At 46.0% G+C, this 25449-nt stretch carries 25 protein-coding genes and 2 riboswitches; all 25 genes read left to right on the forward strand.

Features of this window, described 5'->3' with window-relative positions; all coding sequences use genetic code 11:
• The first annotated feature begins 81 nt into the window (after window positions 1-81).
• Complete coding sequence (locus tag Q0G26_RS10130; protein WP_293830340.1) at window positions 82-1281, forward strand: MFS transporter; 1200 nt, start codon at window positions 82-84, stop codon at window positions 1279-1281.
• Window positions 1282-1483: 202 nt separating this feature from the next.
• A riboswitch (glycine riboswitch) is annotated at window positions 1484-1589 on the forward strand.
• Between the two features lie 120 nt (window positions 1590-1709).
• Window positions 1710-3056 (forward strand): sodium:alanine symporter family protein, encoded by a 1347-nt coding sequence (locus Q0G26_RS10135; protein ID WP_293830341.1) that lies wholly within the window; start codon window positions 1710-1712, stop codon window positions 3054-3056.
• A gap of 283 nt (window positions 3057-3339) precedes the next feature.
• Window positions 3340-3437, forward strand: a riboswitch (glycine riboswitch).
• 108 nt (window positions 3438-3545) lie between these two features.
• The gene (locus tag Q0G26_RS10140) at window positions 3546-4925 is read left to right on the forward strand and encodes a sodium:alanine symporter family protein (protein ID WP_293830342.1); all 1380 of its coding nucleotides are present in this window, start codon (window positions 3546-3548) and stop codon (window positions 4923-4925) included.
• A gap of 222 nt (window positions 4926-5147) precedes the next feature.
• Window positions 5148-5513, forward strand: coding sequence for a YccF domain-containing protein (locus Q0G26_RS10145; protein ID WP_293830343.1), 366 nt, complete (start codon window positions 5148-5150; stop codon window positions 5511-5513).
• Between the two features lie 321 nt (window positions 5514-5834).
• Window positions 5835-6590, forward strand: a complete 756-nt coding sequence (locus tag Q0G26_RS10150) for a sulfite exporter TauE/SafE family protein (protein ID WP_293830345.1) — start codon at window positions 5835-5837, stop codon at window positions 6588-6590.
• Window positions 6591-6730: 140 nt separating this feature from the next.
• Window positions 6731-7555 (forward strand): energy-coupling factor transporter ATPase, encoded by an 825-nt coding sequence (locus Q0G26_RS10155; RefSeq protein ID WP_293830346.1) that lies wholly within the window; start codon window positions 6731-6733, stop codon window positions 7553-7555.
• Window positions 7546-8403, forward strand: a complete 858-nt coding sequence (locus Q0G26_RS10160; protein WP_293830348.1) for an energy-coupling factor transporter ATPase — start codon at window positions 7546-7548, stop codon at window positions 8401-8403. Before Q0G26_RS10155 ends, Q0G26_RS10160 begins: the two co-directional genes overlap by 10 nt.
• Window positions 8403-9218, forward strand: a complete 816-nt coding sequence (locus tag Q0G26_RS10165; protein ID WP_293830350.1) for an energy-coupling factor transporter transmembrane component T — start codon at window positions 8403-8405, stop codon at window positions 9216-9218. The genes Q0G26_RS10160 and Q0G26_RS10165 overlap by 1 nt, the downstream gene beginning before the upstream one ends.
• Window positions 9206-9958 carry a tRNA pseudouridine(38-40) synthase TruA gene (gene truA / locus Q0G26_RS10170; protein WP_293830351.1) on the forward strand — a complete coding sequence of 251 codons (753 nt, stop codon included), beginning with the start codon at window positions 9206-9208 and terminating at the stop codon, window positions 9956-9958. Before Q0G26_RS10165 ends, truA begins: the two co-directional genes overlap by 13 nt.
• Before the next feature lie 172 nt (window positions 9959-10130).
• On the forward strand, window positions 10131-10568 hold the full coding sequence (rplM, locus tag Q0G26_RS10175; protein ID WP_021720962.1) for a 50S ribosomal protein L13: 438 nt from the start codon (window positions 10131-10133) through the stop codon (window positions 10566-10568).
• 21 nt (window positions 10569-10589) lie between these two features.
• The gene (rpsI, locus tag Q0G26_RS10180; protein WP_009145170.1) at window positions 10590-10982 is read left to right on the forward strand and encodes a 30S ribosomal protein S9; all 393 of its coding nucleotides are present in this window, start codon (window positions 10590-10592) and stop codon (window positions 10980-10982) included.
• Window positions 10983-11168: 186 nt separating this feature from the next.
• The gene (locus tag Q0G26_RS10185) at window positions 11169-12740 is read left to right on the forward strand and encodes an AAA family ATPase (protein WP_293830353.1); all 1572 of its coding nucleotides are present in this window, start codon (window positions 11169-11171) and stop codon (window positions 12738-12740) included.
• A gap of 401 nt (window positions 12741-13141) precedes the next feature.
• Window positions 13142-14320 (forward strand): hypothetical protein, encoded by a 1179-nt coding sequence (locus Q0G26_RS10190; RefSeq protein ID WP_293830355.1) that lies wholly within the window; start codon window positions 13142-13144, stop codon window positions 14318-14320.
• 20 nt (window positions 14321-14340) lie between these two features.
• Window positions 14341-15948: a gamma-glutamyltransferase gene (gene ggt, locus Q0G26_RS10195; protein ID WP_293692051.1), complete on the forward strand. Its 1608-nt coding sequence runs from the start codon at window positions 14341-14343 to the stop codon at window positions 15946-15948.
• A gap of 226 nt (window positions 15949-16174) precedes the next feature.
• A complete protein-coding gene (locus tag Q0G26_RS10200; RefSeq protein ID WP_293830357.1) occupies window positions 16175-16552 on the forward strand; it encodes a holo-ACP synthase in 378 nt (125 codons plus the stop codon).
• A complete protein-coding gene (locus Q0G26_RS10205; RefSeq protein ID WP_293830358.1) occupies window positions 16549-18099 on the forward strand; it encodes an NAD(P)H-hydrate dehydratase in 1551 nt (516 codons plus the stop codon). The genes Q0G26_RS10200 and Q0G26_RS10205 overlap by 4 nt, the downstream gene beginning before the upstream one ends.
• Before the next feature lie 104 nt (window positions 18100-18203).
• Complete coding sequence (locus Q0G26_RS10210; RefSeq protein ID WP_293830359.1) at window positions 18204-19490, forward strand: N-acetylmuramoyl-L-alanine amidase; 1287 nt, start codon at window positions 18204-18206, stop codon at window positions 19488-19490.
• Window positions 19491-19506: 16 nt separating this feature from the next.
• A complete protein-coding gene (locus tag Q0G26_RS10215) occupies window positions 19507-20043 on the forward strand; it encodes a GerMN domain-containing protein (RefSeq protein ID WP_293830360.1) in 537 nt (178 codons plus the stop codon).
• A gap of 100 nt (window positions 20044-20143) precedes the next feature.
• On the forward strand, window positions 20144-20617 hold the full coding sequence (gene tsaE / locus Q0G26_RS10220) for a tRNA (adenosine(37)-N6)-threonylcarbamoyltransferase complex ATPase subunit type 1 TsaE (RefSeq protein ID WP_293830361.1): 474 nt from the start codon (window positions 20144-20146) through the stop codon (window positions 20615-20617).
• Window positions 20598-21293 carry a tRNA (adenosine(37)-N6)-threonylcarbamoyltransferase complex dimerization subunit type 1 TsaB gene (gene tsaB / locus Q0G26_RS10225; protein WP_293830362.1) on the forward strand — a complete coding sequence of 232 codons (696 nt, stop codon included), beginning with the start codon at window positions 20598-20600 and terminating at the stop codon, window positions 21291-21293. The genes tsaE and tsaB overlap by 20 nt, the downstream gene beginning before the upstream one ends.
• Window positions 21266-21742, forward strand: a complete 477-nt coding sequence (gene rimI / locus Q0G26_RS10230) for a ribosomal protein S18-alanine N-acetyltransferase (protein ID WP_293830364.1) — start codon at window positions 21266-21268, stop codon at window positions 21740-21742. Before tsaB ends, rimI begins: the two co-directional genes overlap by 28 nt.
• Complete coding sequence (gene tsaD, locus Q0G26_RS10235; RefSeq protein ID WP_293830366.1) at window positions 21735-22757, forward strand: tRNA (adenosine(37)-N6)-threonylcarbamoyltransferase complex transferase subunit TsaD; 1023 nt, start codon at window positions 21735-21737, stop codon at window positions 22755-22757. Before rimI ends, tsaD begins: the two co-directional genes overlap by 8 nt.
• Before the next feature lie 168 nt (window positions 22758-22925).
• A complete protein-coding gene (locus Q0G26_RS10240) occupies window positions 22926-24317 on the forward strand; it encodes a PAS domain-containing sensor histidine kinase (RefSeq protein ID WP_293830368.1) in 1392 nt (463 codons plus the stop codon).
• A complete protein-coding gene (locus tag Q0G26_RS10245; protein WP_293830370.1) occupies window positions 24307-24894 on the forward strand; it encodes a response regulator in 588 nt (195 codons plus the stop codon). Before Q0G26_RS10240 ends, Q0G26_RS10245 begins: the two co-directional genes overlap by 11 nt.
• Before the next feature lie 268 nt (window positions 24895-25162).
• Window positions 25163-25449: co-chaperone GroES (groES, locus tag Q0G26_RS10250; RefSeq protein WP_293830372.1), on the forward strand; the 287-nt coding region annotated here is incomplete at its 3' end.

Consider the following 25449-nt stretch of genomic DNA (forward strand, 5'->3'; position numbering starts at 1 on the left):
TTTTTGGGTAAATTAAAGTGTAATTAAGCTTAAAATATTATGCTATAATAAGAGAATGATAACTGAATTGGAGGCGTAAGCATGCACAATAAAAATTCCGCTATGGCGTTTATCGTACTGCTAGGTGTTGTCAGCTTGTTCAGCGATATGACGCATGAAGCGGCGACAAGTATTAAGGGAGCTTATTTATTAATTTTAGGAGCGAGTGCTTCTACCATCGGTTTTATCTCCGGCGTAGGCGAGCTTTTGGGCTATGGCCTGCGTTATCTTTTTGGGCGTCTAGTAGATAAAACGCATAACTACTGGGGCTTTATGATTTTAGGTTATGTCGTGGATGTTTTTGCGGTGCCGGCATTGGCGCTGGTGCATCGTGACGGCTGGATAGCAGCTTGTGTACTGCTCGTTGTTGAGCGCATCGGCAAGGCGATAAAAAAGCCTGCGAAGAACACAATTCTTTCCTTTGCGGCCTCACAGGAGGGTGTCGGCAAAAGCTTTGCTATACAGGAAGCCTTGGATCAGCTTGGCGCTTTCATCGGCCCATTGCTGCTTTATGCGGTGATGCTGTATAAGCATGGCGATGAATACGAGGTATACAATGCAGCCTTTGCTTTTCTGGCTTTGCCTGCTGTCTGCACAATTGCTTTTTTACTGTTTGCTAAAAGACGTTTCCCAAATCCGGAAGCCTTTGAGCCGGAAGCTAAGACAGAGAAGAAGGATAGCTTTGTAGGCAAGAAAAGCTTTTATTTATATCTCGCAGGCATCAGCTGTTTCGCTTTCGGTTTTGTAGATTTTCCGCTGGTGACCATGCATTTGGCAAAAAATAAGCTTTTTGACGACAGCACTTTGCCGCTGCTTTATTCAGGGGCAATGCTTGTGGATGCGGTTGCGGCGCTTTTCTTTGGCTGGCTGTTTGATAAAATGCGCACGAGAGCACTGGTTATTTCTACAGCTATTTCAGCTTTCTTTGCAATTTTTGCCTTTGGTATGACTTCACCGGGAATGATTATGCTGGGCGTTGCTTTGTGGGGCGTAGGCATGGGCGCTCAGGAATCTGTTATGAAGGCTGCGGTTGCCACCATGACGAGCAAGGAGCATCGTGCCGGCAGCTACGGTGCGTTCGAATTTTTCTTTGGCTTGGCGTGGTTTTTAGGCAGCTGGCTGTTGGGAGCTATTTATGATTATTCGCTGAATACCTTCATCATTGTTTCCGTAGCAGCACAGCTTATCGCTTTACCATGTTATCTTTTGAGTGAGCGCAGTCTTGCACGTGAAAACTGCTAATGAATTGCTTCAAAAGTTACACTCCCTTATGTATTCGTGTATACATAAAAATTTGTTGAAAAAAAGGCTTGCGTTCTTCAAAAAGTGTGTTATAATAGCGTACATAAGTAAATAACGAGTGGATGATGTATATGGGAGAAGGCACTGCCTACCGAAGGAGCAAAACTCTCAGGTGCTTAATTTTTAAGCAGGAACCGTATGCTGACACAACTCTGGAGAGTCCCTTAAATGGGCGCCGAAGGTGCAAAGATGTCTTCTGAAATTCAGAAACGTCCTTATCTCTCAGGCCAGTGGACAGAGCAAAGCTTATGTGATGGCGCTATTGCCTATCATATGTCATTGACTTTTACCGGAGTATTTTTTGTATACTCCGGTTTTTTATTTGCTTATAAATAATTAATGGGAACTAAAAGGGAGATGTTTTAATCATGTTGGAAATTTTGAATGAAATTGATGCGTTTGTCTGGGGTCCGCCGCTTCTGGTACTTTTGGTTGGTACCGGTATTCTGCTGACCTTCCGTCTGAAGCTGCTGCAGGTTTTCAAGCTGCCGCAGGCTTTAGGCTTGATCTTCAGTGCTAAGAACGATGGCAGCGGTGATGTAAACAGCTTTAAAGCACTGTGCACCGCACTGGCTGCAACTGTTGGTACCGGTAACATCGTCGGTGTTGCAACTGCTATTAAAGCAGGTGGCCCGGGCGCTTTGTTCTGGATGTGGATGGCAGCCTTCTTCGGTATGGCAACCAAATATTCCGAATGTCTGCTGGCTGTAAAATATCGTACTGTCGATGCTAACGGCAATATTTCCGGTGGTCCGATGTACTATATTGAAAATGGCTTAGGCAAAAAATACAAACCGCTGGCTGTTATGTTTGCTGTATTCGGTGTTCTGTGCGCATACTTTGGTATCGGTACCTTTGCTCAGGTAAACTCCATTGTTGAAATTACTCAGATTTCTGCCGGTATTCCTGTTGTTTACACCGGTATTGCTCTGACTGTTGTTGTTGCCGCTGTAACCATCGGCGGTCTGAAATCTATCGCAACTGTTGCAGCGAAGGTAGTTCCTGCTATGGCTCTACTGTACTTCCTGACTACTGTTGGTATCATGATTGTTTTTGCAGACCAGGTTCCTGCTGCAATCGCAACCGTACTGAATTCTGCTTTCACTCCGACTGCTGCTCAAGGAGGTTTCCTTGGTGCAACTGTTATGCTGGCAATGCGCAGTGGTGTTGCCCGCGGTGTATTCTCCAACGAATCCGGCTTAGGTTCTGCTCCTATCGTAGCTGCTGCTGCTAAAACCAAATGGGCTGCAGAGCAAGGCTTGATTTCTATGACCGGTACCTTTATTGATACTATCATCATTTGTACTCTGACAGGCTTGTCCCTGGTTGTCAGCGGTGTATGGTGCGGACCTCTGAACGGTGCTGCAATGACTGAATCTGCCTTCACCATGGCATTCCCTGCATTCGGCAGCCTGCTGCTGTTGGTTGGCCTCGTGCTCTTTGCTTTCACCACCATCCTTGGCTGGAACTACTACGGCGAACGCTGTGTAGAATACCTGATGGGCGTAAAGGCAATTCTGCCGTACCGTATCATCTTCATCTGCCTGATTGCCTGCGGTCCTTTCCTGAAGCTGGAGGAGATTTGGGTTTTGGCGGATATTGTTAACGGCCTGATGGCTATTCCTAACTTAATTGCTCTGATTGCTTTGTCCGGCGTAGTTGTTGCCGAAACCAAGGCTTATCAGAAGCATCTGGATGAACAGAAGAATAAATAAGTAAGCCTAATATTTCATCTTTATATAGCAAAGCGGCGTTGTGCGACTCTCCCCAGAGTTCCCACAACGCCGTTTTGTTATTAAAAAAATCGAATAAAATACTTTAGTTTACAGTTTGATATGTATGCATGTATACATTGCTATAGACTCTTGATTTTTGTATAATGTGTGCTATAATCAAATACATAAGTAAATAGTGAGTGGATGAAGTACATAGGAGAAGGCAATGCCTACCGAAGGAGCAAAAACTCTCAGGTGCTTATCAAAAGCAAGAACCGTGTACAGACACAACTCTGGAGAGTCCCTTGAATGGGCGCCGAAGGTGCAAAGATGTGAATATTTACATCCTTATCTCTCAGGCCAGTGGACGGAGCAAAACAACGATGATAGTACAGCTATCAGGGCCGCTGACAAACCGGAGTATCAGATAATTATACTCTGGCTTTTTTATTTACTTAGGGAACTTTAAAAATGAGAGGGGAAATCATCATGTTGGAAACATTGAATGCAATTGATTCGTTTGTCTGGGGCCCGCCTCTGCTGGTGCTCCTTGTAGGTACCGGTATTATGCTGACTATACGTTTAGGCTTGCTGCAGGTATTGAAGCTTCCGCAGGCCTTGAAGCTTATCTTCTGTGCCAAGAATGAAGGTCATGGTGACGTAAACAGCTTTAAAGCACTGTGTACCGCTCTTGCTGCAACTGTTGGTACCGGTAACATCGTCGGTGTTGCTACCGCAATTAAAGCCGGTGGTCCCGGTGCATTGTTCTGGATGTGGCTGGCTGCTTTCTTCGGTATGGCAACCAAATATGCAGAATGCCTGCTGGCTGTAAAATATCGTACTGTCGACGCTAACGGCAATATCTCCGGCGGTCCGATGTATTACATTCAAAACGGCCTCGGCAAGCAATATAAACCCTTAGCTACTATGTTCTGCGTTTTCGGTATCATGTGCGCATACTTCGGCGTAGGTACCTTCGCTCAGGTAAACTCCATTGTTGAGATTACCAAAATTTCTGCAGGCATCCCGGTTCTCTATACCGGCATTGCGCTGACAATTCTTGTTGCTGCCGTAACCATCGGCGGTCTGAAATCCATCGCTACCGTTTCTTCTAAGGTTGTTCCCGGTATGGCAGTAATTTACTTCCTGACTACCTTAGGTATTTTGATAGCTTTCTCTGATCAGGTACCGGCTGCTATCGCACTGGTTATTGAAAGTGCTTTTACTACTACCGCAGCACAGGGCGGTTTCCTCGGTGCAACTGTTATGCTGGCAATGCGCAGCGGTGTTGCCCGCGGCGTATTCTCCAATGAATCCGGCTTAGGCTCTGCTCCTATCGTAGCAGCTGCTGCCAAAACTCAATGGCCTGCTGAACAAGGTCTGGTTTCCATGACCGGTACCTTTATTGATACCATCATCATCTGCACCATGACCGGCTTGTCCTTGATTGTTACCGGCGTTTGGAACGGTGAGCTCAACGGTGCTGCTATGACTAATGCAGCCTTCACCTCCGCATTCCCTGCCTTCGGCAGCTGGCTGCTGTTGGTTGGCCTGGTGCTCTTCGCCTTCACTACTATCCTCGGCTGGAACTACTACGGCGAACGTTGCGTAGAATACCTGATGGGTGTTAAAGCAATTCTGCCGTACCGCATCGGCTTCATCATTCTTGTTGCCTGCGGCCCGTTCCTGAAGCTGGAAGAAATCTGGGTTATGTCCGATATCGTTAACGGTCTGATGGCTCTGCCTAACCTGATTGCTCTGGTTGCTCTTTCCGGCGTAGTTGTTGCTGAAACTAAAGCATATCAACAACATCTCAAGGAAGAATCTGAGCTGGTTCCGGCAAAATTAGCCGAAGAAACCAATCATTAAGTTATCCCATTTAATTTTATATAGCGCAGCGGCACTGTGAGACTCTCCCCAGAGTTCCCACAGTGCCGCTTGCCTTTGTGCTTGCACAAAAGTTTGCGTTATGCTAAACTAGCCTTAGAGAGATTACTTACAATCTTTTAAATCAAATGTATCAGTAACCAACTACTTGTATATTTTTTCGGTGTGCCGGTTGGTTTGTCAGTAGATGAAAGGAAGTGCGCAATGAGCATTATCGGTAATATTATCTGGTTTTTATTTGGCGGTATTTTAGCAGGCATTATCTGGTATCTGGTAGGCCTGTTATGGTGTTTGACGATTATCGGTATTCCGGTAGGACTGCAGTGCTTTAAGCTGGGACGCTTGAGCTTCTTCCCCTTTGGCAAGGATGTAGCCTTGAGCGGTGAAACAACCTCTTTGCTGTTAAATATTTTCTGGCTGATTTTCGGCGGTATCGAACTGGCAATTACGCATGCTGTTTTTGCTGTCATTTTATGCTGCACAATCATCGGCATTCCCTTCGGCATGCAGCACTTTAAGCTGGCCAAGCTGGCACTGCTGCCGTTTGGAGCGCAAATTGTAGATAATTAAGAATAAACTTATAATATGGGAATAGTTCATGCAAGATTATACTTCACGTTTTTTTCAAAACTTTGCCCTTGCTCTGTCACAGCAATATAGTATACTATGAGTGTAGCAAGAAGTTGCTACACCCTTCCCATCAAATTCATCATAAACAGCTTTCCTAAGAGAAACAGCCTGCAATATCCCCTGCAGGCTGTTTTCTCGTTTATATGTAAGACTACTGCTTTTTTATTATAAATTTGCAGTTGTCTTGTTTTTTTACTGGAAAATGCTTTCTGACATTGTTAAAATAAAGGTTATATAGTTAGTTATAATGGGGGGCTGAAAATGATTTTTTTGGCAATGATTCTCTTGGGCTGTCTGCTTGGCTTTGCCGGTGCAGGTGGTGCAGGTTTAACTATTACACTGCTTTCTGTAGGCTTTGGCGTGCCGATTCATACTGCGCTTGGCGTTGCACTGGCTGCCATGTCATTTACGATGCTTTCCGGTACTGTAAGCCATTTTCGTGAAGGTGATGTTCTGCTGCGTCTTGGCCTGACAACAGGTGCTGCCGGTATGCTGGGAGCTTTTGCCGGTGCGCGTGTTTCTGATGCCTTACCCGGAGATGTTTTATCCAAAATGACAGCGGGCTTGATGCTTGCATCATCTGTACTGCTTTATTTCATTCTTTTCCGTAAGGATATGCTGGACAGCTTTGTAGCAAAGCATGCATCAAAAGCAGAGGGTGCAAGCTTTTATGCACATGCGCTGACAATCGGTGTAGTGACAGGTTTTTTGAGCGGAGCCTTCGGTATCGGTGCGACAGCTTTTATTCAGATAAGTCTGATGCTGTTTTTCGGTATATCTCTTTATCATGCTATCGGTACAACGATGCTGGTTATTTTACCGATATCTGTTTCCGGCGGTTTGGGGTATTTAGTAAACGGTCATCTTGATTTTTATATTTTTGTCCAGACCTTGGGTGGCCTGACTATCGGTGCATATTTGGGAGCGAAGCTTACACGTATGGCATCGCGTAATACTTTGCGTTATATTATTCTCAGTATGCCGACGATAGGCGGATTAATGCTGTTATTTAAGTAAAAATAAGCCGTAAACGTGCCTTGGCGTTTATGGTTTACTTTTTTATCACTATGGTTAACCTTGAAATAAAAGGCGGTTGACTAATCTTTTTATCGCGTATATAATTAGTAAGTACACGAATTTATGATGGAGGCACTGTTGTGATTAGTATAAAGAATTTGAAGCATTACTATACAGATGCTGATGGCAACGAGGTAAGGGCACTGGACGGCGTAAGCCTGGAAATTAAGCAGGGCGAATTTGTTGCTGTTATCGGCGCTAACGGCAGCGGTAAATCTACGCTGGCACGTCATTTGAACGCTTTGCTGCTGCCGACTGACGGCACTGTGCTGGTAGATGGCATGGACACTGAAGATGAAAGCAAAATGTGGGATATCCGCCAAAAGGTGGGCATGGTGTTCCAAAATCCCGACAACCAGATAGTTGCTGCGATTGTCGAAGAGGACGTGGCCTTTGGTCCGGAAAACATCGGCGTACCTGGTCCGGAAATACCGCAGCGTGTAGCAGATTCATTAGCTGCAGTAGGCATGACGGAATATGCCAAGCATGCACCGCATCTTTTGAGCGGCGGCCAGAAGCAGCGTGTGGCTATAGCAGGTATTCTGGCACTGCAGCCGGAATGCATTGTGCTGGACGAGCCGACAGCGATGCTTGATCCGCAGGGACGCAAGGAAATTGTGGGCACTGTACGCAAGCTTAATGAAGAGAAAAAGATGACTATAGTTTATATTACGCACTACATGGTGGAAGCACTGGCTGCTGATCGTGTAGTTGTTATGGAAAAAGGTCATATCAGATTTATGGGTACTCCGCGTGAGGTTTTCAGCAGGGTAGATGAGCTGGAGGCTTTGGGCCTGGAGGCTCCGCTGGCGGCGAAGGTAGCCAGTGAGCTGCGCAAAAGCGGGGTAAAGCTGCCGCAGGATATTATTACAGATGAGGAGCTGGCGCAGGCATTATGTCAATAAAACTTTCTAATATATATCATACATATTCCAAGGGCACGCCATTTGAACGCCTAGCGCTCAATGATGTGTCGCTGGAGATTGCCAAGGGCGAAATAGTTGCTATTATAGGACACACCGGCAGCGGTAAATCAACATTAGTACAGCATTTAAACGGCTTGCTGAAGCCTGATAAGGGCAGTGCAAGCATTGATGGTATTGATATTACCGCCAAGGGGGCGGAAGCCAAGACTGCACGCCAGCAGGTTGGCATGGTATTTCAGTATCCCGAGCATCAGCTGTTTGCGGAAACTGTTTTCGAGGATATCGCCTTCGGTCCGCGTAACAAAGGCTTTGCTGAGGATGAGGTAGAAAAGCAGGTGCGTGAGGCTATGGCCTTCGTCGGTCTGGATTATGATACCTATGCGCAGCGCTCTCCCTTTCAGCTGAGCGGCGGCCAGATGCGTCGTGTAGCTATTGCCGGCGTAGTGGCGATGAATCCGGATTATCTGGTATTGGATGAGCCTTCCGCAGGCCTGGATCCGCGCAGCCGTAATGCTGTATTCAAGGAAATTATGTCACTGCACAAAAGCCGCGGTATTGCCATTGTTTTGGTAACGCACAGCATGGAGGAGGCAGTAAAATATGCTGACCGTCTGCTGGTTATCAACGCCGGCAAGGTGCTGTTTGACGGCACTCCTGCAGATATTTTCAAGCAGCATGCAGATGAGCTGGTCAAGGTTGGCGTAGATGTGCCGCAGGTGTATAAGCTGGCGGATTTACTGCGCAAAAACGGCTTGGCAGTGAAAGAGAATATTAAGGACGAAATGAGCCTGGTTAAGGCGATTAAGCAAGCAAAGGGGTGGAAATAATGCTGACAGATATAACCTTAGGACAATATTTCCCCGGTAACTCCTTTATCCATAAGCTTGATCCGCGTACTAAGCTGTTGGCTACCTTGATTTATATTATTGCTATTTTCTTTGCGGTAACACCGTTGGCCTATGGTATTCTGACTGCCTTTGCAGCTGTGGTAATTCTTATTTCCAGAGTACCCTGGATGCTGGTCTTTAAATCCTTGAAGCCTATCTGGATTATTGTTATTCTTACGATGCTGATTCATATGTTTACTGCTCCCGGAGAGCATATTGTCTTTACCTGGAAGTTTTTGAGCGTAACTGCCGAAGGCATCGACATGGGCGTAAAGATGGCAGTGCGCCTGATTCTGCTGCTGCTGTTTTCTTCGGTGCTGACCTTTACGACATCTCCGATTGTACTGACAGACGGTATTGAAAATCTGCTGCGTCCGTTCAAAAAGCTGGGTGTTCCTGCGCATGAGCTGGCTATGATGATGACTATTGCTTTGCGCTTTATTCCTACATTATTGGATGAAACGGACCGTATTATGAAGGCGCAGACTTCTCGCGGCGCTGATTTTGCCAGCGGCAATATCTTCCAGAGAATGAAAAATATGCTGCCACTCTTGGTGCCGCTGTTTATCAGCGCTTTCCGCCGTGCCGATGAGCTGGCGGTGGCTATGGAAGCACGCTGCTATCGTGGTGGTGAAGGTCGTACACGCATGCATGAGCTGGTATATGCCGGTCGCGATTATCTGGCCTTTGCTCTGATTATTATGTTGGCGGTTGGCCTGGCAGTATTGCGCTGGGGGAACGTATGCGTACAATAAAGCTGGTTGTAGCCTATGATGGCAGTGCCTATCATGGCTTTCAGAAGCAGAAAAACGTGCAGACGGTGCAAAATGTTCTGGAAGAAGCGTTGACTATGCTGTGCGGCGAAAAAGTAGTAACCGCAGGCAGCGGACGCACTGATGCCGGAGTGCATGCTTTGGCGCAGACGGTGACCTTTACTACCAACGGACGCATTCCCTGCGCTAATCTGGTGCGTGCGGCGGCGAGCCTGCTGCCGGAGGATATCGTGGTAGTGAGCGCCGAGGAGATGCCGGAAGGCTTCCACGCGCGCTTCAGCGCACAGTGGAAGACGTATCACTATAAGCTGCTTGTCAATGAGCACGTCAATCCCTTTATGGTGCGTTATGCCTGGCAGCTGCGTCAGCAGCTTGATGTGAAGGCTATGAACGAGGCGGCGAAGCTGCTGCTGGGAACGCATGATTTCAGTGCCTTCCGCAGTAGCGGCAGTGTTGATACTTCGCCGATAAAAACAATTTATGCTGCCAGGTGGCAGCAGCAGGGTGAAGAGCTTCTTTTCAGCATCAGCGGTGATGGCTTTTTGTATCACATGGTGCGCAACATTGTCTGGTCCCTGGTGCAGGTTGGTCAGGGCAAGCGTACTGTGCAGGATTTTGCTGCCGAGCTGACGGCGCAGCGCTGTGAATTTCTAAGCGAGCCTGCTCCGGCACAGGGGTTATACCTTGATGAGGTCGGTTATCGGGAGTATCCGCAGCTTTAAGGGAAAAACTCTGGGAAAATGCTAAAATTTTAACAAAAATACTTGACTTAAACTCTTAAGTTGCGTATAATATATCTACGTGATTTTCCGCTTGATTTCACTAGCCCCGAAATACGGTGAGAAGATCGCAACGAACTGTATATTTGGAAAATATCTAGGAGGGACACAAGCGATGAAATCTTTTATGGCTAATCCGTCTAACATCGAACACAAATGGTACGTTGTTGACGCAGCTGATAAAACTCTGGGCCGCCTGGCTGCAGAGGTTGCAAAAGTCCTGCGCGGTAAACACAAACCGACCTTTACCCCGCATATGGACACCGGTGATCACGTAATCATTATCAATGCAGATAAGGTTGTTCTGACCGGCAAAAAACTGACTCACAAAATCTATTTCCGTCATTCCGGTTATCTCGGCGGCGACAGCTATGTAAAAGCTGGCGACATGCTGAAGAAAAACCCTGTAAGAATGGTAGAGCTCGCTGTTAAAGGCATGATTCCGCACAACAGCCTCGGCGCTCAAATTTTCTCCAAACTTCATGTATATGCTGGTAGCGAACATCCGCATGCAGCTCAAAAACCTGAAGTAATGGAAATCAACGTTAGATAATATCCGGGAGGGAACAAATAAATGGCAGTAGTTACTTATAACGCAACTGGTCGTCGTAAATCTTCTGTTGCTCGCGTTCGCCTGGTTCCGGGTGAAGGCAACATCGTTATCAACGACCGTGAATTGAACAAATACTTTGGTCTGAAAACCTTAGAGCTGATTGTTAACCAACCGCTCGAAGTTACCGAAACCAAAGGCAAATATGACGTACTCGTTAACGTAAACGGCGGCGGCATTTCCGGCCAAGCTGGTGCTATCCGTCACGGCATTGCTCGCGCACTGCTGAAAGTTGACGCTGAATTCCGTCCTGCTCTGAAAAAAGCAGGCTTCCTGACTCGCGACCCGCGCGAAAAAGAACGTCGTAAATACGGCTTGAAGAAAGCCCGTAAAGCTAGCCAGTTCTCCAAACGTTAATTTTTGGTTTACTGTCAAGCACCAATCACAAACACAAATCGCACAAATTACTCCGCAACTGTTGCAGTTGCGGAGTTTTTGTATTGTGGTTATAGGAAAACTTGGGAAAAACGTAGGTTTTATGGTACAATATAAGAAAAGGGAATTTATTGGAAAATATTATGACTTACAGGAAGGACAATTATCATGGGAACATATTTAAACGTTGATACAAGTTCTTTTGAGAGCTTACGAAATACTGAGTATATTGATAAGTCTATGCTGATTTCCTATTTTAATTCCTGCCTTGATACGACTAATAGGCTACTATGTGTAAGCAGGCCAAGACGTTTTGGTAAAACCTCGAGCATTAAAATGTTGGCAGCATATTACAATAGGGATATTGACAGCCATGCTTTGTTTAATGATTTATTGATTGCGCAAGACAAGAGTTATGAGATGTTTATCAATAAATACAATACGATTTTTATTGATATATCAGAATTTATTGTTACAGCAGAAAAAAATGAAAACGTTGTTGATAACATTCAAAAAAAGATTTGTGCCGAGCTTACTGCAATTTTCCCTAACGTAACTAATACACAAAAGCTTTTTGATGTACTGAAAGAGATACGCGATGTAACTGGAAACAAATTTATTGTGCTCATAGACGAGTGGGATGCAATTTTTAGAGAACGCTCTTCGGATATTGAATTGCAAAATCAGTATATTGCTATGCTAAGAGGCTTGTTTAAAAGTTCTATTACAGACAGAGTTATAGCAGGTGCCTATCTTACAGGTATTTTGCCGATAAAAAAGTATGGCACGCAGTCTGCTTTGAATAACTTCAACGAGTTTACGATGTTGAATCCAGAGCCGTTAAGCGAATTTATTGGCTTTACTGAGCGCGAAGTTCAAGATTTGTGCGTGAAACATAATGTAAATTTTTCTGAAATGCAGAGATGGTATGATGGTTACGTATTTGGTAATACGCATATTTATAATCCTAAGTCTGTATTGAGTGCATTACAGCGGAAGCTGTTTGAAAGCTATTGGACTGAAACAGAAACTTATTTGAGCCTGAAAAAGTATATTGATATGAATTTTGATGGGCTTAAAGACAGTATTTTGATAATGGTTAATGGAGGTCGTCGTGAAATAAAGACGCGCACCTTTCAAAACGATATGCTGAATATAAAAAGCCGAGATGATGTTTTAACTTTGCTTGTGCACCTGGGATATCTTGCGTTTGACAGAATGACGAAGGAAGTGTATATTCCTAACGAAGAAATTTTTGAGGAATTTAAAAATGCGTTAGATAGCAAAGCCTGGATTGTTGTGCAAAAAGCGTTGGAAGAATCGGAGCTACTTTTGCAAGCAACCTTGACAGGCGATGGTGCTAAAGTTGCTGAGATTATCAGCAGAGAGCATCTGCGCAGTGCATCAGTGATTAAATATAATGATGAAAATGCGCTGGCAAGCGTTTTGTCAATAGCTTATTATAGTGCTAAAAAGGATTATTATATTTTTCGTGAATTACCTACGGGCAAAGGTTTTGCTGATTTAGTTTTTTTGCCAAGAACTGATATGATGCTGCCTGCGCTAATTGTGGAATTGAAATGGGATAAGTCAGCACCATCTGCGATTAAGCAGATCAAAGATAAGCAATATACTGAAGCTTTAGCTGATTATGCAGGCAAGGTGCTTTTGGTGGGAATCAATTATGATAAGGTGACGAAAGAGCATCAATGTGTAATTGAGCAGTGGAAACGAAATTAGTTTATTATAATCGCACAAATTACTCCGCAACTGTTGCAGTTGCGGAGTTTTTGTATTGTCTGTGTTGTTTGGTTTCTATCTGTAAAACACCTTTTGGGGTGTCATTTTGTTATTGCAATCAAAGCCGGTGCGAATAGCACAGCTTATGATGCTTTAATTTCGGTATTTCAAAGGAATGTACGGTTTATGAATATAAGTTGCCTAATCAAACAGTATAATCAGATATTTTGGAATTGTGCTATACTCTAATGTAAATAAATTTACAGAAAGAAACACTTATAATTATTTTTGAGCAAAAATGTATGTTATGCTTGTCAGAAACCTATGAAACATATATACTATAACAAATCGGTCCATTTTCGGACTGAAATAATATATGTTTTTTTGAAAGGGGTATTGTTTTGTTTACAAGTATGTTTTTTTATTTATTTGTCTGCCTGTTGCTTTTTGGCATTGGTGACGTTTTAGGCGTTGCGACAAAAGCAAAGGTATCTGCTGTATTTGTCAGCCTGATGCTTTTCCTTGTTGGTTTTATGACAGGCGTTCTGCCGCCGGATATTATCAAGCTTGCCGGTCTTACCGACATTGGCAAATGGTCTTTGATTTTCGTAGTATTCAGCATGGGTACCAGCCTGAATATCAAGCAGCTGATTGCCGAATGGCGTACAGTTGCAGTCGCTGTTTTATCCATGATTGTTTTGATTGTCGGCAGTGTTGTATTGATTCCGGTAATCGGTTATCAGGAAACTATTGTCAGCATTCCTATTATCAACGGCGGTATCGTTGCTACTCAGATTATGACCAGCGCTGCTATGGATAAAGGCTTTGCTATGGCTGCTGCTTTGGGTACTGTTTTATACGCTGTACAAAAATTCTTCGGTACTCCTGTTGCTTCTTACTTTGGCCTGCGTGCTGCCAAGGAAGCTTTGGCGGAATTCCGTCGTACCGGTGTTAATCCTTACGCACTGAAGGAAGAGGTGCATGGCGGTGCAGCTCCCAAAGAAACCTTCTTTGAAAAACACAAAAAATTCTATGGTCCTTTTGCTTCTCTGACTATTGCAGCCTTCTTCAGCTGGCTGGCATTTGTCATCGGTAAATATACCGGCCTGAGCGCTACTATTTGGGCTTTGATTTTAGGTGCAGTAATGGGCAGCACCGGTCTTGTTCCGCCGAAAATCCTGGATCATGCAAAATCCTCCGGTATTTTCAACGTAGGTGTATTTGCAGTAATCATTCCTTCTCTGGCAAAAATTAAAGTCAGCGATTTGCTTGTACTGAGCTTTAACACTATTATGGTGTTTATTGTAGTATTTGTTGTACTCTTCCTGTTCTTCTACATTCTGCCGCTGTGGAAAATCCTGGGCAACAGAAACCTGGCTATGGGCGTAGCCGTAATGCAGCTTTTGGGCTTCCCGGCAACCTATCTGGTAGCAAACGAAATTGCAATTGCTACAGGCGAAACGGAAGAGGAAAGGCAGGTTGTCAACGATGCCATTATGCCGAAATATCTTGTAGGCGGTTTTGCTACCGTTACTACCTTCTCGGTAATTACTGCCGGTATTTTAGAGAAATTCCTGTAATTTAGTAAAGGAGAATAGCAATGAAATTTGATGCACAAAATTATCCGTATGCTTCTAAACGTAGTGTTGTTTATGCTAAAAACGGTATGGTATGCGTAGGTAATCCTACTGCTGCTTCCGCAGGTCTGCAAACCTTGCTTAAAGGCGGTAACGCAATTGATGCCGCTATTACCGTGGCAACCTGTCAGCCTGTAGTTGAGCCTACCGGCAATGGCCTGGGCAGTGACTGCTTTGCACTTATCTGGTATAAGGGGAAGCTGTACGGCATTAACGGCAGCGGTCCGGCACCTATGGCTGCATCTATCGCAGCTCTGAAGGAACGCGGCTTTGATAAAATTCCTCCCTATGGTGTTGAACCGATTAACGTTCCTGGTGCTGTAGGTGCATGGATGGAGGTTCATAAAAAGTTTGGCAAGCTGCCTATCAAAACTGTCATGGAGCCTTCCATCAACTATGCGGAAAACGGCTATCCTGTTTCTCCGAATATGAGCCGTCTGTGGGAAGAGGCTGACGGCTTCTATACCAAATATAAAGACAGACCGGAATTCAAAGGCTGGTTTGATACCTTTGAGCCTAACGGACATTGGCTGCAGCCGGGTGAAGTATTCAAGAATCCCGATATGGCTAAAAGCCTGCGCCTGATTGCCGAAACTTATGGTGATGCCTTCTATAAAGGTGAGCTGGCAGATAAGATTGACGCATTTATGCAGGAGCATAACGGCTTCCTGCGTAAGAGCGACCTCGAAGCCTACAAGCCGGAATGGGTTGAACCGTTGAGTGTTAACTATCGTGGCTACGATATCTGGGAGCTGCCTCCTAACGGTCATGGTATTACCGTACTCATGGCGTTGAATATTCTTAAGGGTTATAACTTTACCGAACGCGATACTGTAGAAACCATGCATAAGCAAATCGAAGCTATGAAGCTGAGCTTTGTTGATACTAAAGAATATGTTGCCGAACCTTCCTACATGAAGGTTACTGCCGAGCAGCTTTTGAGCGAGCGCTATGCAGCAGACCGCCGTGCGCTGATTAATGATAAAGCGCTGGAGCCGGTTGTAGGTGATCCGCGCTACAGCAGCACTGTTTACTTCTGCACTGCTGATGCCGAAGGTAATATGGTCAGCATGATTCAAAGTAACTATCGTGGCTTCGGCAGCGGTATCGTTGTACCCGGCACTTCTATTTCCTTTAATGACCGTGCCGAGAACTTCTCCTTTGATGAAAACCATCCGAATGCACTGCAGGGTGGCAAGCGTCCGTACCACACCATTATTCCTGCCTTCATGACCAAGGATGGTCAGGCTGTGAGTGCCTTTGGTATTATGGGTGGCTTTATGCAGCCGCAGGCTCATGTTCAGGTTGCTATGAACATGATTGATTTCGGCCTGAATCCGCAGCAGGCGCTGGATGCGCCGAGATGGCAGTGGATTGGCGGTAAAACTGTAGAAGTGGAACAGGATACTCCTAACCACATTATCCGTCAGCTGCAGCGTATGGGCCATAATGTTGTGGTTCAGCCTGATCCGTATCATATGGGCCGCGGACAGATTATTATCCGCGATGAGGATGGCGTGCTGTGCGGTGCAACCGAAAAACGTACTGACGGTCAGATTGCCTGCTTCTGATTTAACAGCGGCCTAATAAAAAATATTTCCCCGGTATTGCGTGCTGATGCAATGCCGGGGATTTTTTCAATGCCGAAGAAAGATAAGCCTCCGGATATCATTAATAAAAGAAGTATCTCTTTAAATTTTGCAATATCTTTGTGAAAAACAAAAATAAAAAAAGGATTTTGGATATACTTGCAAGAATTAGTAATAGTTACGAAGCTGTGTGAAGGAGTGAAAGCAGATGATTGTAGGCATTGGCTGTGATATTATAGAAATAGAACGTATTGCCCGGGCAATAAAGCGCGAGTCTTTCATTCAGCGTGTATTTACAGCAAAGGAGGCTGCTTATTGCCAAAGCCGTGGCCAGCAGGCAGCAGCAAGCTTTGCAGCGCGTTTTGCAGCTAAGGAAGCAGTGCTGAAGGCTTTGGGAACAGGTCTGCGCGAAGGCTCATTGCAGGAAATAGCTGTAGCTAATGATGCATTGGGTAAGCCTTTAGTGCAGCTTAACGGGCATTTTGCAGCGCTGTCCAGACAGCTTGGCGTAAAAAATATACAAATCAGCCTGAGTCATAGCAGAGATTTTGCTGTGGCCTATGTGATAATGGAGGATGACAAATGAAATTAGTAAATGTACAGGAAATGCAACAGCTTGATCAACTGGCAACAGCAGAATATGCTGTACCGGGAATTTTATTGATGGATAATGCAGCGCAGGCTGTTGCTGATGCTGTTAATGATTCTTTGGACGAGCTGGATGGTGAAAGCGTAGTTGTTTTTTGCGGTGGTGGCAATAATGGCGGCGATGGCTTTGGCGCTGCCCGCTGGCTGCAAAATTATGGCGCCAAAGTACGCGTTTTTGTTGTTGGCAAGGCATTGGAGGCTGTTACCGGTGATGCTGCAGCAGAGCTTGCGATGCTGCAAAAAACTGATGCTAAGGTAGAGGCTATTGCCAGCGAGGATGACTGGCTGCTGGCGGAGCTGGCTGTTGCTAAGGCAGATTTGCTGGTTGATGCGTTAGCAGGAACTGGCTTCCACGGCGAGCTGGAGGGAGATATTCTGCGTGCCTGCAAGCTGTTAAATGAAAGCGAAAAATATATTGTTGCTGTTGATGTGCCTACGGGTGTAAATGCAGATAATGGTGCTGTTGCTGAAAATGCAGTGCGTGCAGATAAAACTGTAACTATGGCTTTGCTGAAAACCGGTCTTTTACTTTATCCCGGTCGCGAATATTGCGGTGATATTGAGCTGGCAGATATTGGTATGCCTGCAAAAATGGTTGAGGAATGTGCGAGCAAAAAATATCGTCTGACAGACGATATTGTGCGCGAGCTGTTGCCGCTGCGCAAGTCAGATGCGCATAAGGGTGATGCCGGACGCGCTGTAATCTGCGCTGGCAGCCCCGGTTTTACCGGTGCTGCAGCTTTGAGCAGCTACGCTGCTGTTAAGGCAGGCGCCGGGCTTGTATCGCTTTATACTCCGCTCAGCAGCCGTGATGTGCTGGCAGGCAAGCTGACAGAGGTTATGGTGCATGGCTTGTTGGAACGCATGCCTGGTATTTTGGGCGGTGGCGCTGCAGGCGATGTAGCAAGAAATGCTAATGCAGCTGACGTGCTGGCGATTGGTCCCGGCTTAGGCACCAGTGAAAGCACTCAGCAGGCAGTGCGCGATATCCTGCTGCAGCTGCATGTGCCTGTTGTTATTGATGCAGATGCACTGACAGCTTTGCAGGGACATACAGAAATTTTGGCGCAGATGCAGGCAGCAAAGGTGCTGACACCGCATCCTGGCGAAATGGCACGCCTTATTGGCAGGGAAATCGGTGAAATTAATGCTGACCGTATTAATATTGCTATGCAATATGCTAAGGAATGGAATGCTGTGCTGGTGCTCAAGGGAGCGCCGACTGTTATTGCCTGCCCGGATGGCAGCGTTTATGTAAACAGCACAGGCTCCAGTGCTTTGGCTACAGGTGGCAGTGGTGATGTGCTGACAGGTATTATTGCCGGTCTGGCAGCGCAGGAGATTACTTTGCAGGAAGCGGCTTTGTGCGGTGTTTATCTGCATGGAAAGGCTGCGGACATCAGTGGTATTGATATTGGTCTGGCAGCAGGTGAGCTGGCGCAATATTTGCCGGAAGCGCGACATGAGGTTCTGAAAGGCAATTAATGCTTTAATACTAATTTTGTTTACAGACTTCTGCAATTAGTGTTAAAATAGATTATTGAAGTAAAATCTTTAGTAAGGGTATATAAGTTTGCGAGGTGGAACTATTGCGCAAGATTTTCCTGCTGACGCTCCTGGCCTGCTGTATGCTTTGGAGTGCAGTGGCTCAGGCAGCGAAGATAACGGATGTAAAATGGGGTGTCAATAAAGCAGACGTGCTGCGTATCGTTGTTGATGTGACGGATACTGCAGGATACGCTGTTGATATGGATGGCAATACGCTGAATTTGACGGTAAACGCTGATAAAGGAGCACAGGTGCCGCAGAGCAAGGCTGTAAAAAGCTCTTTGGCTGACTCCTTGAAAATTGTGGATAAAGGCAGCTATACGGTGGTGCGTGTGCCTTTAAAGCAGCATGTGCCGGGAAAAAATTATAAAGCCTTCGTCTTGAAGAAGGATCCGGCAACTGGCCGTCCCTTCCGCGTAGTGCTTGATGTTACGCCTAAGCAGGCTTCCTACAGCAGCTCTGGTACTGTGGCAGGTGCGGCAAGTACTGTTGTAAGCAACAGGCCGGTAGTAAGCAACCGTCCGACAAAGACTAACAGCAGCATCAAGCAAAATACTGTTGTCAAGACAAATACTACAGCGGTTAAGACACCGGATAAGAAAAAGAATAATAAAAAGAAAACCGAAAACAAGAAGGTTGACAATAAGAAGAATACTGTAGCTGCTAAAACAGAAACAACGGTAAATAAGCAAGAGAATAAATCTGCCGGTGATAAGCTTTCAGTAATAAAGGGAAATGGCAAGTTCCGCACCAGCGGCGGCTTGGATGGTAAAATCATTACCCTGGATGCAGGTCATGGCGGCAGCGACCCGGGTGCTATCGGCAGTGATGGTACGAAGGAAAAAAATATCACCCTGGCTATTACAAAAATAGTTAAAGAAATTTTGGAAGATAAGGGTGCTAAGGTCTATATGACGCGTACTACCGATGTAGATGTATTCGGACCTAATGCCAGTGATGCAGAGGAACTGCAGGCACGTGTAAACGTTGGCGAAAAATATAATTCAGATATGTTCGTCAGCCTGCATATCAATTCTTCTGTCAATAAAAATATCGGTGGCTTTTCTACCTACTATTATCCGAAAACTGATAATGATCTGCGCTTAGCCAAGAATATCCAAAATAAGCTGGCTGCTAATTTCGGTGTAGATGATCTGGGTGTACGTCAGGCAAACTTTTATGTTATCAAGCGTATCAGTATGCCGGCAGTTTTGGTAGAAATGTGCTTTATCAGCAATGAAAAGGAGCTGACCTTGATGAAGGGACAATGGTTCCAAAAGAAGACAGCGCGCCTGATTGCTGAAGGCATTGAAAAATATTTTGCATAATACGGAGGCGGCAAGAATGAGAAAGCTAATTTTATTGATGCTGCTTTTGTGTGCAGTAATAGCAAGCGGTTGCAGTGAAAATGTTCCGCCGAAAGAGGATGCCAAGAATGCGGCAACAGCTGTGGTGCAGGAAAAAAAGTATATCAGCTTTATTGTTTATCGTGCAGCTTCTGATGGCAGCGAAAAGCTGTTGCCGGAAAAAATTACAATGAAGGATAACGGCAAAAGTTTGCCGGAAAATGCTTTGATTGCCTTGGTGACTACTAAACCGCAGGACGCGAAGATGGATGATGTTGTACCTATCGGCACTAAGGTGCGCAGTCTGAAAATTGAGCAGGATGGCACTGCCTATGCTGATTTTACGCGCGAGCTGGCCAAGAAGGGACAAGGCTCCTATGGCGAGATGATGCTTTGCTACGCTATTACCAATACCTTGACAGAGTTTCCGGAAATTAAGCGGGTACAAATTCTGATAGAGGGCAAAAAGGTTATTACTTTGAGTGGTCATATGGATATTGAGGATCCGCTGACGCGTAATACGACTTTACTGTAAAAACAAAGAAGCGGTACTGGTAAGTCTGGTGCCGCTTTTTCAAATTATTGATTACTATGGCAGGGGATTTCTTTCTTGCCAAATGTGAGGAGAGTTGGTTATGGAAATTTATTTGCAGGACAGCGCTGCAACGGAAGCCTTGGGAAGGCTTTTGGGCAAGCATGCGGCAAGCGGTGACGTTTTCTGCCTGAGCGGTGACCTGGGCGCAGGCAAAACGCTGCTCAGCCGCGGTGTTGCTGTAGCCTTGGGAGCATCTGCGGAGGATGTCAACAGTCCTACTTTTGCTATCATGAATGTTTATCAGGGGCGTGAGCTGGAAATAAGGCATTTTGATTTATATCGCCTCAACCGTCCGGAGGAGCTGGAGGACATCGGCTTTGAGGAATATGCCGGAGGCGATGGAGTAACATTGATTGAATGGGCTGAGCTGTTCAAGGAGGAGCTGCCGGAGGAATATCTGCAGATTACTTTGCTGCATGATGGTGAAGGCCGTCGTGCTGTGCTGCAGGCTCTGGGTGAAAGATATGAAAAACTGCTGCGGGAGGTAGAAGAAGATGCTGACTTTGGCAATTGATACGGCCACTAAGGTGTGCACGATTGCATTATGCCGTGACAAGGAAATTTTAGCTGAATATACGATAAATATGGGGATGACACACAGCGAAGGCTTGCTGCCGCAATTAGACCAGCTGCTGCAGCGTACCGGTGTACAAAAGCAGGACATCGAGCTTTTGGCTGTCAGCATGGGCCCCGGTTCCTTTACCGGTCTGCGTATCGGTCTGGCAACGGCGGAGGCTATGGCCTACAGCTGGCAGTGCTGCCTGCACGGTGTTGATACGCTTAAGGCGATGGCTTATAATATTCAGCTTGAGGGCAGGGTGCTGTCACCTGTGCTTGATGCCCAAAAGGGGAATTTTTATCAGGCCTTATATGAATGGCGCAATGGCGAGCTTGTAGAGCTGGCACCTGTTGAGGTTGTCAGTGCGGAAAAAGCATTGGAAAGAATTGCGCTGCAGGGTACACCGGCTTTGCTTTTGGGCGAGTGCGGCAAGCTTGCAAAAAACGGTCTGCCGGATTTTATCAGCGTAGCACCGGAAGCATTGCGCATGCCCAAGGGAAGCTCTGTGGCCTTGGCTGCCTTGGCTGAATTTGATGCAGAAAATGATAAGAAAATTTTTGGCCTGGAGCCATACTATATCAGAAGATCGGAGGCTGAGGAATTGTGGGAGAAGAAGCACAAGCAACAATAAGCTTCAGAGCAATGACGGAAGCAGATATTCCGGCATTGGTTGCTGTAGAAGCACAATCCTTTTATGATGCCTGGAATGAAAATATGCTGCGCAATGAAATAGCCAACGAGCTGACTACCTATCTGGTGATGGAATGTGCCGGCAAGCTTGTCGGTTATGCTGGCTTTTGGCTGGTGGCAGGCGAAGCGCAGATTACACGCGTAGCTGTTGCTGATGAGGAGCGCGGCCAGGGCTATGGTACACGCCTGACGGCAGCACTGGTCAACAAGGCCTGGGAGCTTGGTGCTACGGCGATGACGCTGGAGGTGCGCGAGGGCAATATTGCCGCGCAGAAGGTTTATCTGACCTGTGGCTTTGCCAGCGAGGGCATTCGTCCGAATTATTACGAAGACAATCATGAAAATGCAGTTATAATGTGGCTGTATAAAGAAGGAGCAGGCCATGAATAAAGAGCAGAAGGATGTATATATTTTAGGTATCGAAAGCAGCTGTGATGAAACTGCTGCTGCTGTAGTAAAGAATGGGCGTGAGGTACTGAGCAATATTATTTCCTCACAAATTGTTATTCACCGCAAATTTGGCGGCGTTGTGCCGGAAATTGCTTCGCGTAAGCATATCGAAAATGTCATGCCTGTTATTGACGAAGCTTTGTCTCAGGCAGGCGTTGGCATGGAGCAGATAGATGCTGTTGCCGTTACCTACGGACCTGGCCTGGTCGGCGCGCTGCTTGTCGGCCTTTCGGCCGCCAAGGCGCTGGCCTGGGCAACGGATAAACCGTTGATAGGTGTCAACCATCTTGAAGGACACGTATTTGCCAACTTTTTGGCTGACAGCGAGCTGAAGCCGCCGTTTATGGCGTTGGTTGTCAGCGGCGGACACACGGCGCTGCTCAAGGTTACCGGCTACAACAGCTTTGAGCTTTTGGGACAGACACGTGATGATGCAGCGGGCGAAGCCTTTGACAAGATTGCCCGCGTTATGGGACTGCCTTATCCCGGCGGTCCGGAAATAGAGCGCCTGGCATTGGACGGCAATGACCACGCTATTGATTTTCCGGTAGCACGTCTGGATAAGCCTTATGAATTCAGCTTCAGCGGCTTAAAATCTGCTGTAATCAATTATCTGCACAACCAGCAGCAGGCAGGACGTGAGGTGAACCGCAGCGATGTAGCGGCATCCTTCCAGCGTGCCGTTGTTGATGCCCTTGTTAAGGAAGCGGTGCATGCTATGCAGCATACCGGTTATAACAAAATTGTGCTGGCCGGAGGTGTTTCTGCCAATAAAACACTGCAAAACACGCTGGCAAAGGCTATGGAGGGGATTGGCGCCCAACTGGTACATCCGACACCAATTTTGTGTACCGATAATGCTGTAATGATTGCCTGTCGCGGTTATTTTATGTATCAGGCAGGTAGCTTCAGTCCATTGGATTTAAACGCTAATCCATCTTTGAAACTAGGCTAAACAAATGTCTTTTATGGTGTATAAGCCTGTGGATATTGTGGATAACTTGGAAATATCCATATATAAGCGCATTAATGTTGTGGAAAAGCTTGTGGATATAGTGGATAAAATAGTGGATTAATCAGAAAAAGCTGTGGAAAGGACAACAGCAGGAAGAAGAGGGGAAACATGCTGAGCAATTTAACAGCAGAACAAAGAAACAGTTTACAAGCTATGCCACAGGTGCTCGGCTTGGCAGCAGATATAGCGCATGCTGCTGTGACGATTTATCTGCCGGGAGAAAATAAAAAGTTTTTAAATGTTTATAAGCAGGAACAACCGATGACGCAGGTTGGCAATGTGCGTCCTGATATGACGGGGCGGCGTGTGCGGGCGGTTGAGGAACCGCTTGTAGCGAGGGTGCTGCAGAAAAATGTGCCTGTCAACGGCAAGCGTGAGTGGGCCTTGGGCATGTTCAGCAGCCTGAAGGTTTTTCCGCTGCGTGACAGTCGTGGTCATTGCTATGGCGCTGTCAGCTTTGAAAGTGCTGCTCCTGACGATATTATTATTGCGCAGTCACTGGAGCTTTTATGCAACCTGCGGCAGGACGTGAGCAATAACAGTAATTATCGCCGGCTGCTGCCTTCTGATGGCATTATGGTGGTAGATACCAACAGAGTGATTGTTGCTGCCAATAATCGTGCGCGCCATATGTTTGACGTGATGGATATTTCCCATCTTGTAGGCTGCCGTACTAATGATGTTGCTATCAACTGGCCGCTGGTCGGCATGGTTATGGAAACAGGCACGGCAGAAAGCAAGGAATTTACCATGCATGGCATTTTGCTTTCTATACGCATTCTGCCGGTAATACCAAGGCCGAAGGCCGGTTGTGCAATTGTGATATTGCAGGATATTACTGAACTGCGCAAAAAGGACGAGGAGCTGCTGATAAAATCTGTAGTCATCAAGGAGATTCATCACCGGGTTAAGAATAATCTGCAGACTATCGCCAGCCTTTTGCGCTTGCAGGAACGCCGCGCGCAGTGTGATGAAACTAAAATCGTTTTGCGTGACTGCGTCAACAGAGTCAACAGCATCGCAATTGTGCATGAATATCTATCGCAGCAGGATACCGGGCTGATTGATGTCGGTAAAGTGGCCAAGGGAATTTATCAGGCGATTATCAGCAGTATGCTGAATCCTGAATTTACGCTGCATGCTGATTTTAAAGCAGATCCGGTGCAGCTGCCGTCGGACAAGGCGACGAGCATTGCGTTGATTTTAAACGAATTGCTGCAAAATACTATAGAACATGCTTATGAAGGGCGCATGAGCGGCAGCCTGCAGGTGCGCTTTACAGAAGAGAGCAAGCGTTATGTTTTGTCAATTGCTGATGATGGAGTTGGTCTTCCGGAAGGCTTTTCCTTAAACAGCAGCCGTCAAAGCTTAGGACTGAAAATTATCAAGACTATGGCGGAAGCCGACCTGCAGGGAAGCTTTAGCTTGACGAATCGTGAGGATGGCGGTACACTTGCATTAGTAACAATTCCAAAGGGGGGACTGGAAGATGTTAAATAAACTGAGAATATTATTGGCAGATGACGAAGCTATTTTGCGTCTTGATTTGCGCGAAATGCTGGCGGATGCCGGTCATGAAATAGTAGGCGAGGCTGCTAACGGGCAGGAGGCAGTAAAGCTGGCTAAAGAGTTAAAGCCTGATTTTATTATCATGGACGTAAAAATGCCGATTATGGACGGTATTACCGCAGCAAAAATTATTGCTGCCGATAATATTGCGCCGGTATTACTGTTGACAGCGTATAGTCAGCAGGATATTGTTGAACAGGCATCGGAGGCAGGTGTTATCGCTTATCTGGTCAAGCCTGTACGCGAGGAGCAGCTCTTTCCGGCAATGGAGATTGCGGCTAAGCGCTTTCAGGAAATGCAGAAGCTTAATCTGGAGCTTGGCAAGCTGAAGGAAAGCCTGGAGACACGTAAGCTGCTGGACCGTGCCAAGGGGATTCTGATGACAGCGCATGGCATGACGGAACAGGAAGCGTATCGTAAGATGCAGCAGTTCAGCATGGCTAAACGTATCAGCCTGAAGGAGCTTGCGGAAAGCATTATTGCCGCGGCGGCGAAGAAGCAAGGATAAGCGAAAAGAGCAGTGAGAACTGCTCTTTTTTTGTGCTCAAGCAAAAATTTGGACCTGCGAAGCAAAAAAATAGAGTGCTGAAGCAGATTTTTGAGGGTGTGAAGCAGAAATTGCGACAAAATTGTAAAAAACAGCGAAAAAGCACTTGCATTTTTTCCTAATATGGATATAATAAGAATTGTGGTTAGCACTCGGAGTAAATGAGTGCTAATGACCAAGAAGCAAATTACTCTCACGTTAGTAAGAATACTCGAAAGGGGTTATAAAAATGTTAAAACCATTAGCTGATCATGTAATTGTAGAGGTTGTAGAAGTAGAAGAAAAAACTGCCAGCGGCATTTTCCTGCCGGATACTGCAGTAAAAGAAAAACCGCAACAGGGCAAGGTTCTGGCTGTAGGCAGAGGTAAATACAGCGACAACGGCACTTTGATTAAACCCGAAGTAAATGTTGGCGACGAAGTTATCTTCGCAAAATATAGCGGAACTCCTGTTAAACATCAAGGTAAGGATTACCTGATTCTCAGCGAACGCGATATCTTAGCAACAATCGAAAA

This window comes from uncultured Phascolarctobacterium sp., from assembly GCF_934190775.1.
GTDB lineage: Bacteria > Bacillota > Negativicutes > Acidaminococcales > Acidaminococcaceae > Phascolarctobacterium_A.

Bases quoted from the DNA above. Each gene is read 5' to 3' on its own strand.
- Q0G26_RS10240 (WP_293830368.1), top strand. From the start codon at position 22,926: ATGCTGAGCAATTTAACAGCAGAACAAAGAAACAGTTTACAAGCTATG.
- rpsI (WP_009145170.1), top strand. From the start codon at position 10,590: ATGGCAGTAGTTACTTATAACGCAACTGGTCGTCGTAAATCTTCTGTT.
- Q0G26_RS10165 (WP_293830350.1), top strand. From the start codon at position 8,403: ATGCTGACAGATATAACCTTAGGACAATATTTCCCCGGTAACTCCTTT.
- Q0G26_RS10150 (WP_293830345.1), top strand. From the start codon at position 5,835: ATGATTTTTTTGGCAATGATTCTCTTGGGCTGTCTGCTTGGCTTTGCC.
- Q0G26_RS10215 (WP_293830360.1), top strand. From the start codon at position 19,507: ATGAGAAAGCTAATTTTATTGATGCTGCTTTTGTGTGCAGTAATAGCA.
- Q0G26_RS10245 (WP_293830370.1), top strand. From the start codon at position 24,307: ATGTTAAATAAACTGAGAATATTATTGGCAGATGACGAAGCTATTTTG.
- tsaE (WP_293830361.1), top strand. From the start codon at position 20,144: ATGGAAATTTATTTGCAGGACAGCGCTGCAACGGAAGCCTTGGGAAGG.
- tsaD (WP_293830366.1), top strand. From the start codon at position 21,735: ATGAATAAAGAGCAGAAGGATGTATATATTTTAGGTATCGAAAGCAGC.
- Q0G26_RS10145 (WP_293830343.1), top strand. From the start codon at position 5,148: ATGAGCATTATCGGTAATATTATCTGGTTTTTATTTGGCGGTATTTTA.
- ggt (WP_293692051.1), top strand. From the start codon at position 14,341: ATGAAATTTGATGCACAAAATTATCCGTATGCTTCTAAACGTAGTGTT.
- truA (WP_293830351.1), top strand. From the start codon at position 9,206: ATGCGTACAATAAAGCTGGTTGTAGCCTATGATGGCAGTGCCTATCAT.
- rplM (WP_021720962.1), top strand. From the start codon at position 10,131: ATGAAATCTTTTATGGCTAATCCGTCTAACATCGAACACAAATGGTAC.
- Q0G26_RS10205 (WP_293830358.1), top strand. From the start codon at position 16,549: ATGAAATTAGTAAATGTACAGGAAATGCAACAGCTTGATCAACTGGCA.
- Q0G26_RS10135 (WP_293830341.1), top strand. From the start codon at position 1,710: ATGTTGGAAATTTTGAATGAAATTGATGCGTTTGTCTGGGGTCCGCCG.
- Q0G26_RS10130 (WP_293830340.1), top strand. From the start codon at position 82: ATGCACAATAAAAATTCCGCTATGGCGTTTATCGTACTGCTAGGTGTT.
- Q0G26_RS10185 (WP_293830353.1), top strand. From the start codon at position 11,169: ATGGGAACATATTTAAACGTTGATACAAGTTCTTTTGAGAGCTTACGA.
- tsaB (WP_293830362.1), top strand. From the start codon at position 20,598: ATGCTGACTTTGGCAATTGATACGGCCACTAAGGTGTGCACGATTGCA.
- Q0G26_RS10200 (WP_293830357.1), top strand. From the start codon at position 16,175: ATGATTGTAGGCATTGGCTGTGATATTATAGAAATAGAACGTATTGCC.
- Q0G26_RS10140 (WP_293830342.1), top strand. From the start codon at position 3,546: ATGTTGGAAACATTGAATGCAATTGATTCGTTTGTCTGGGGCCCGCCT.
- Q0G26_RS10160 (WP_293830348.1), top strand. From the start codon at position 7,546: ATGTCAATAAAACTTTCTAATATATATCATACATATTCCAAGGGCACG.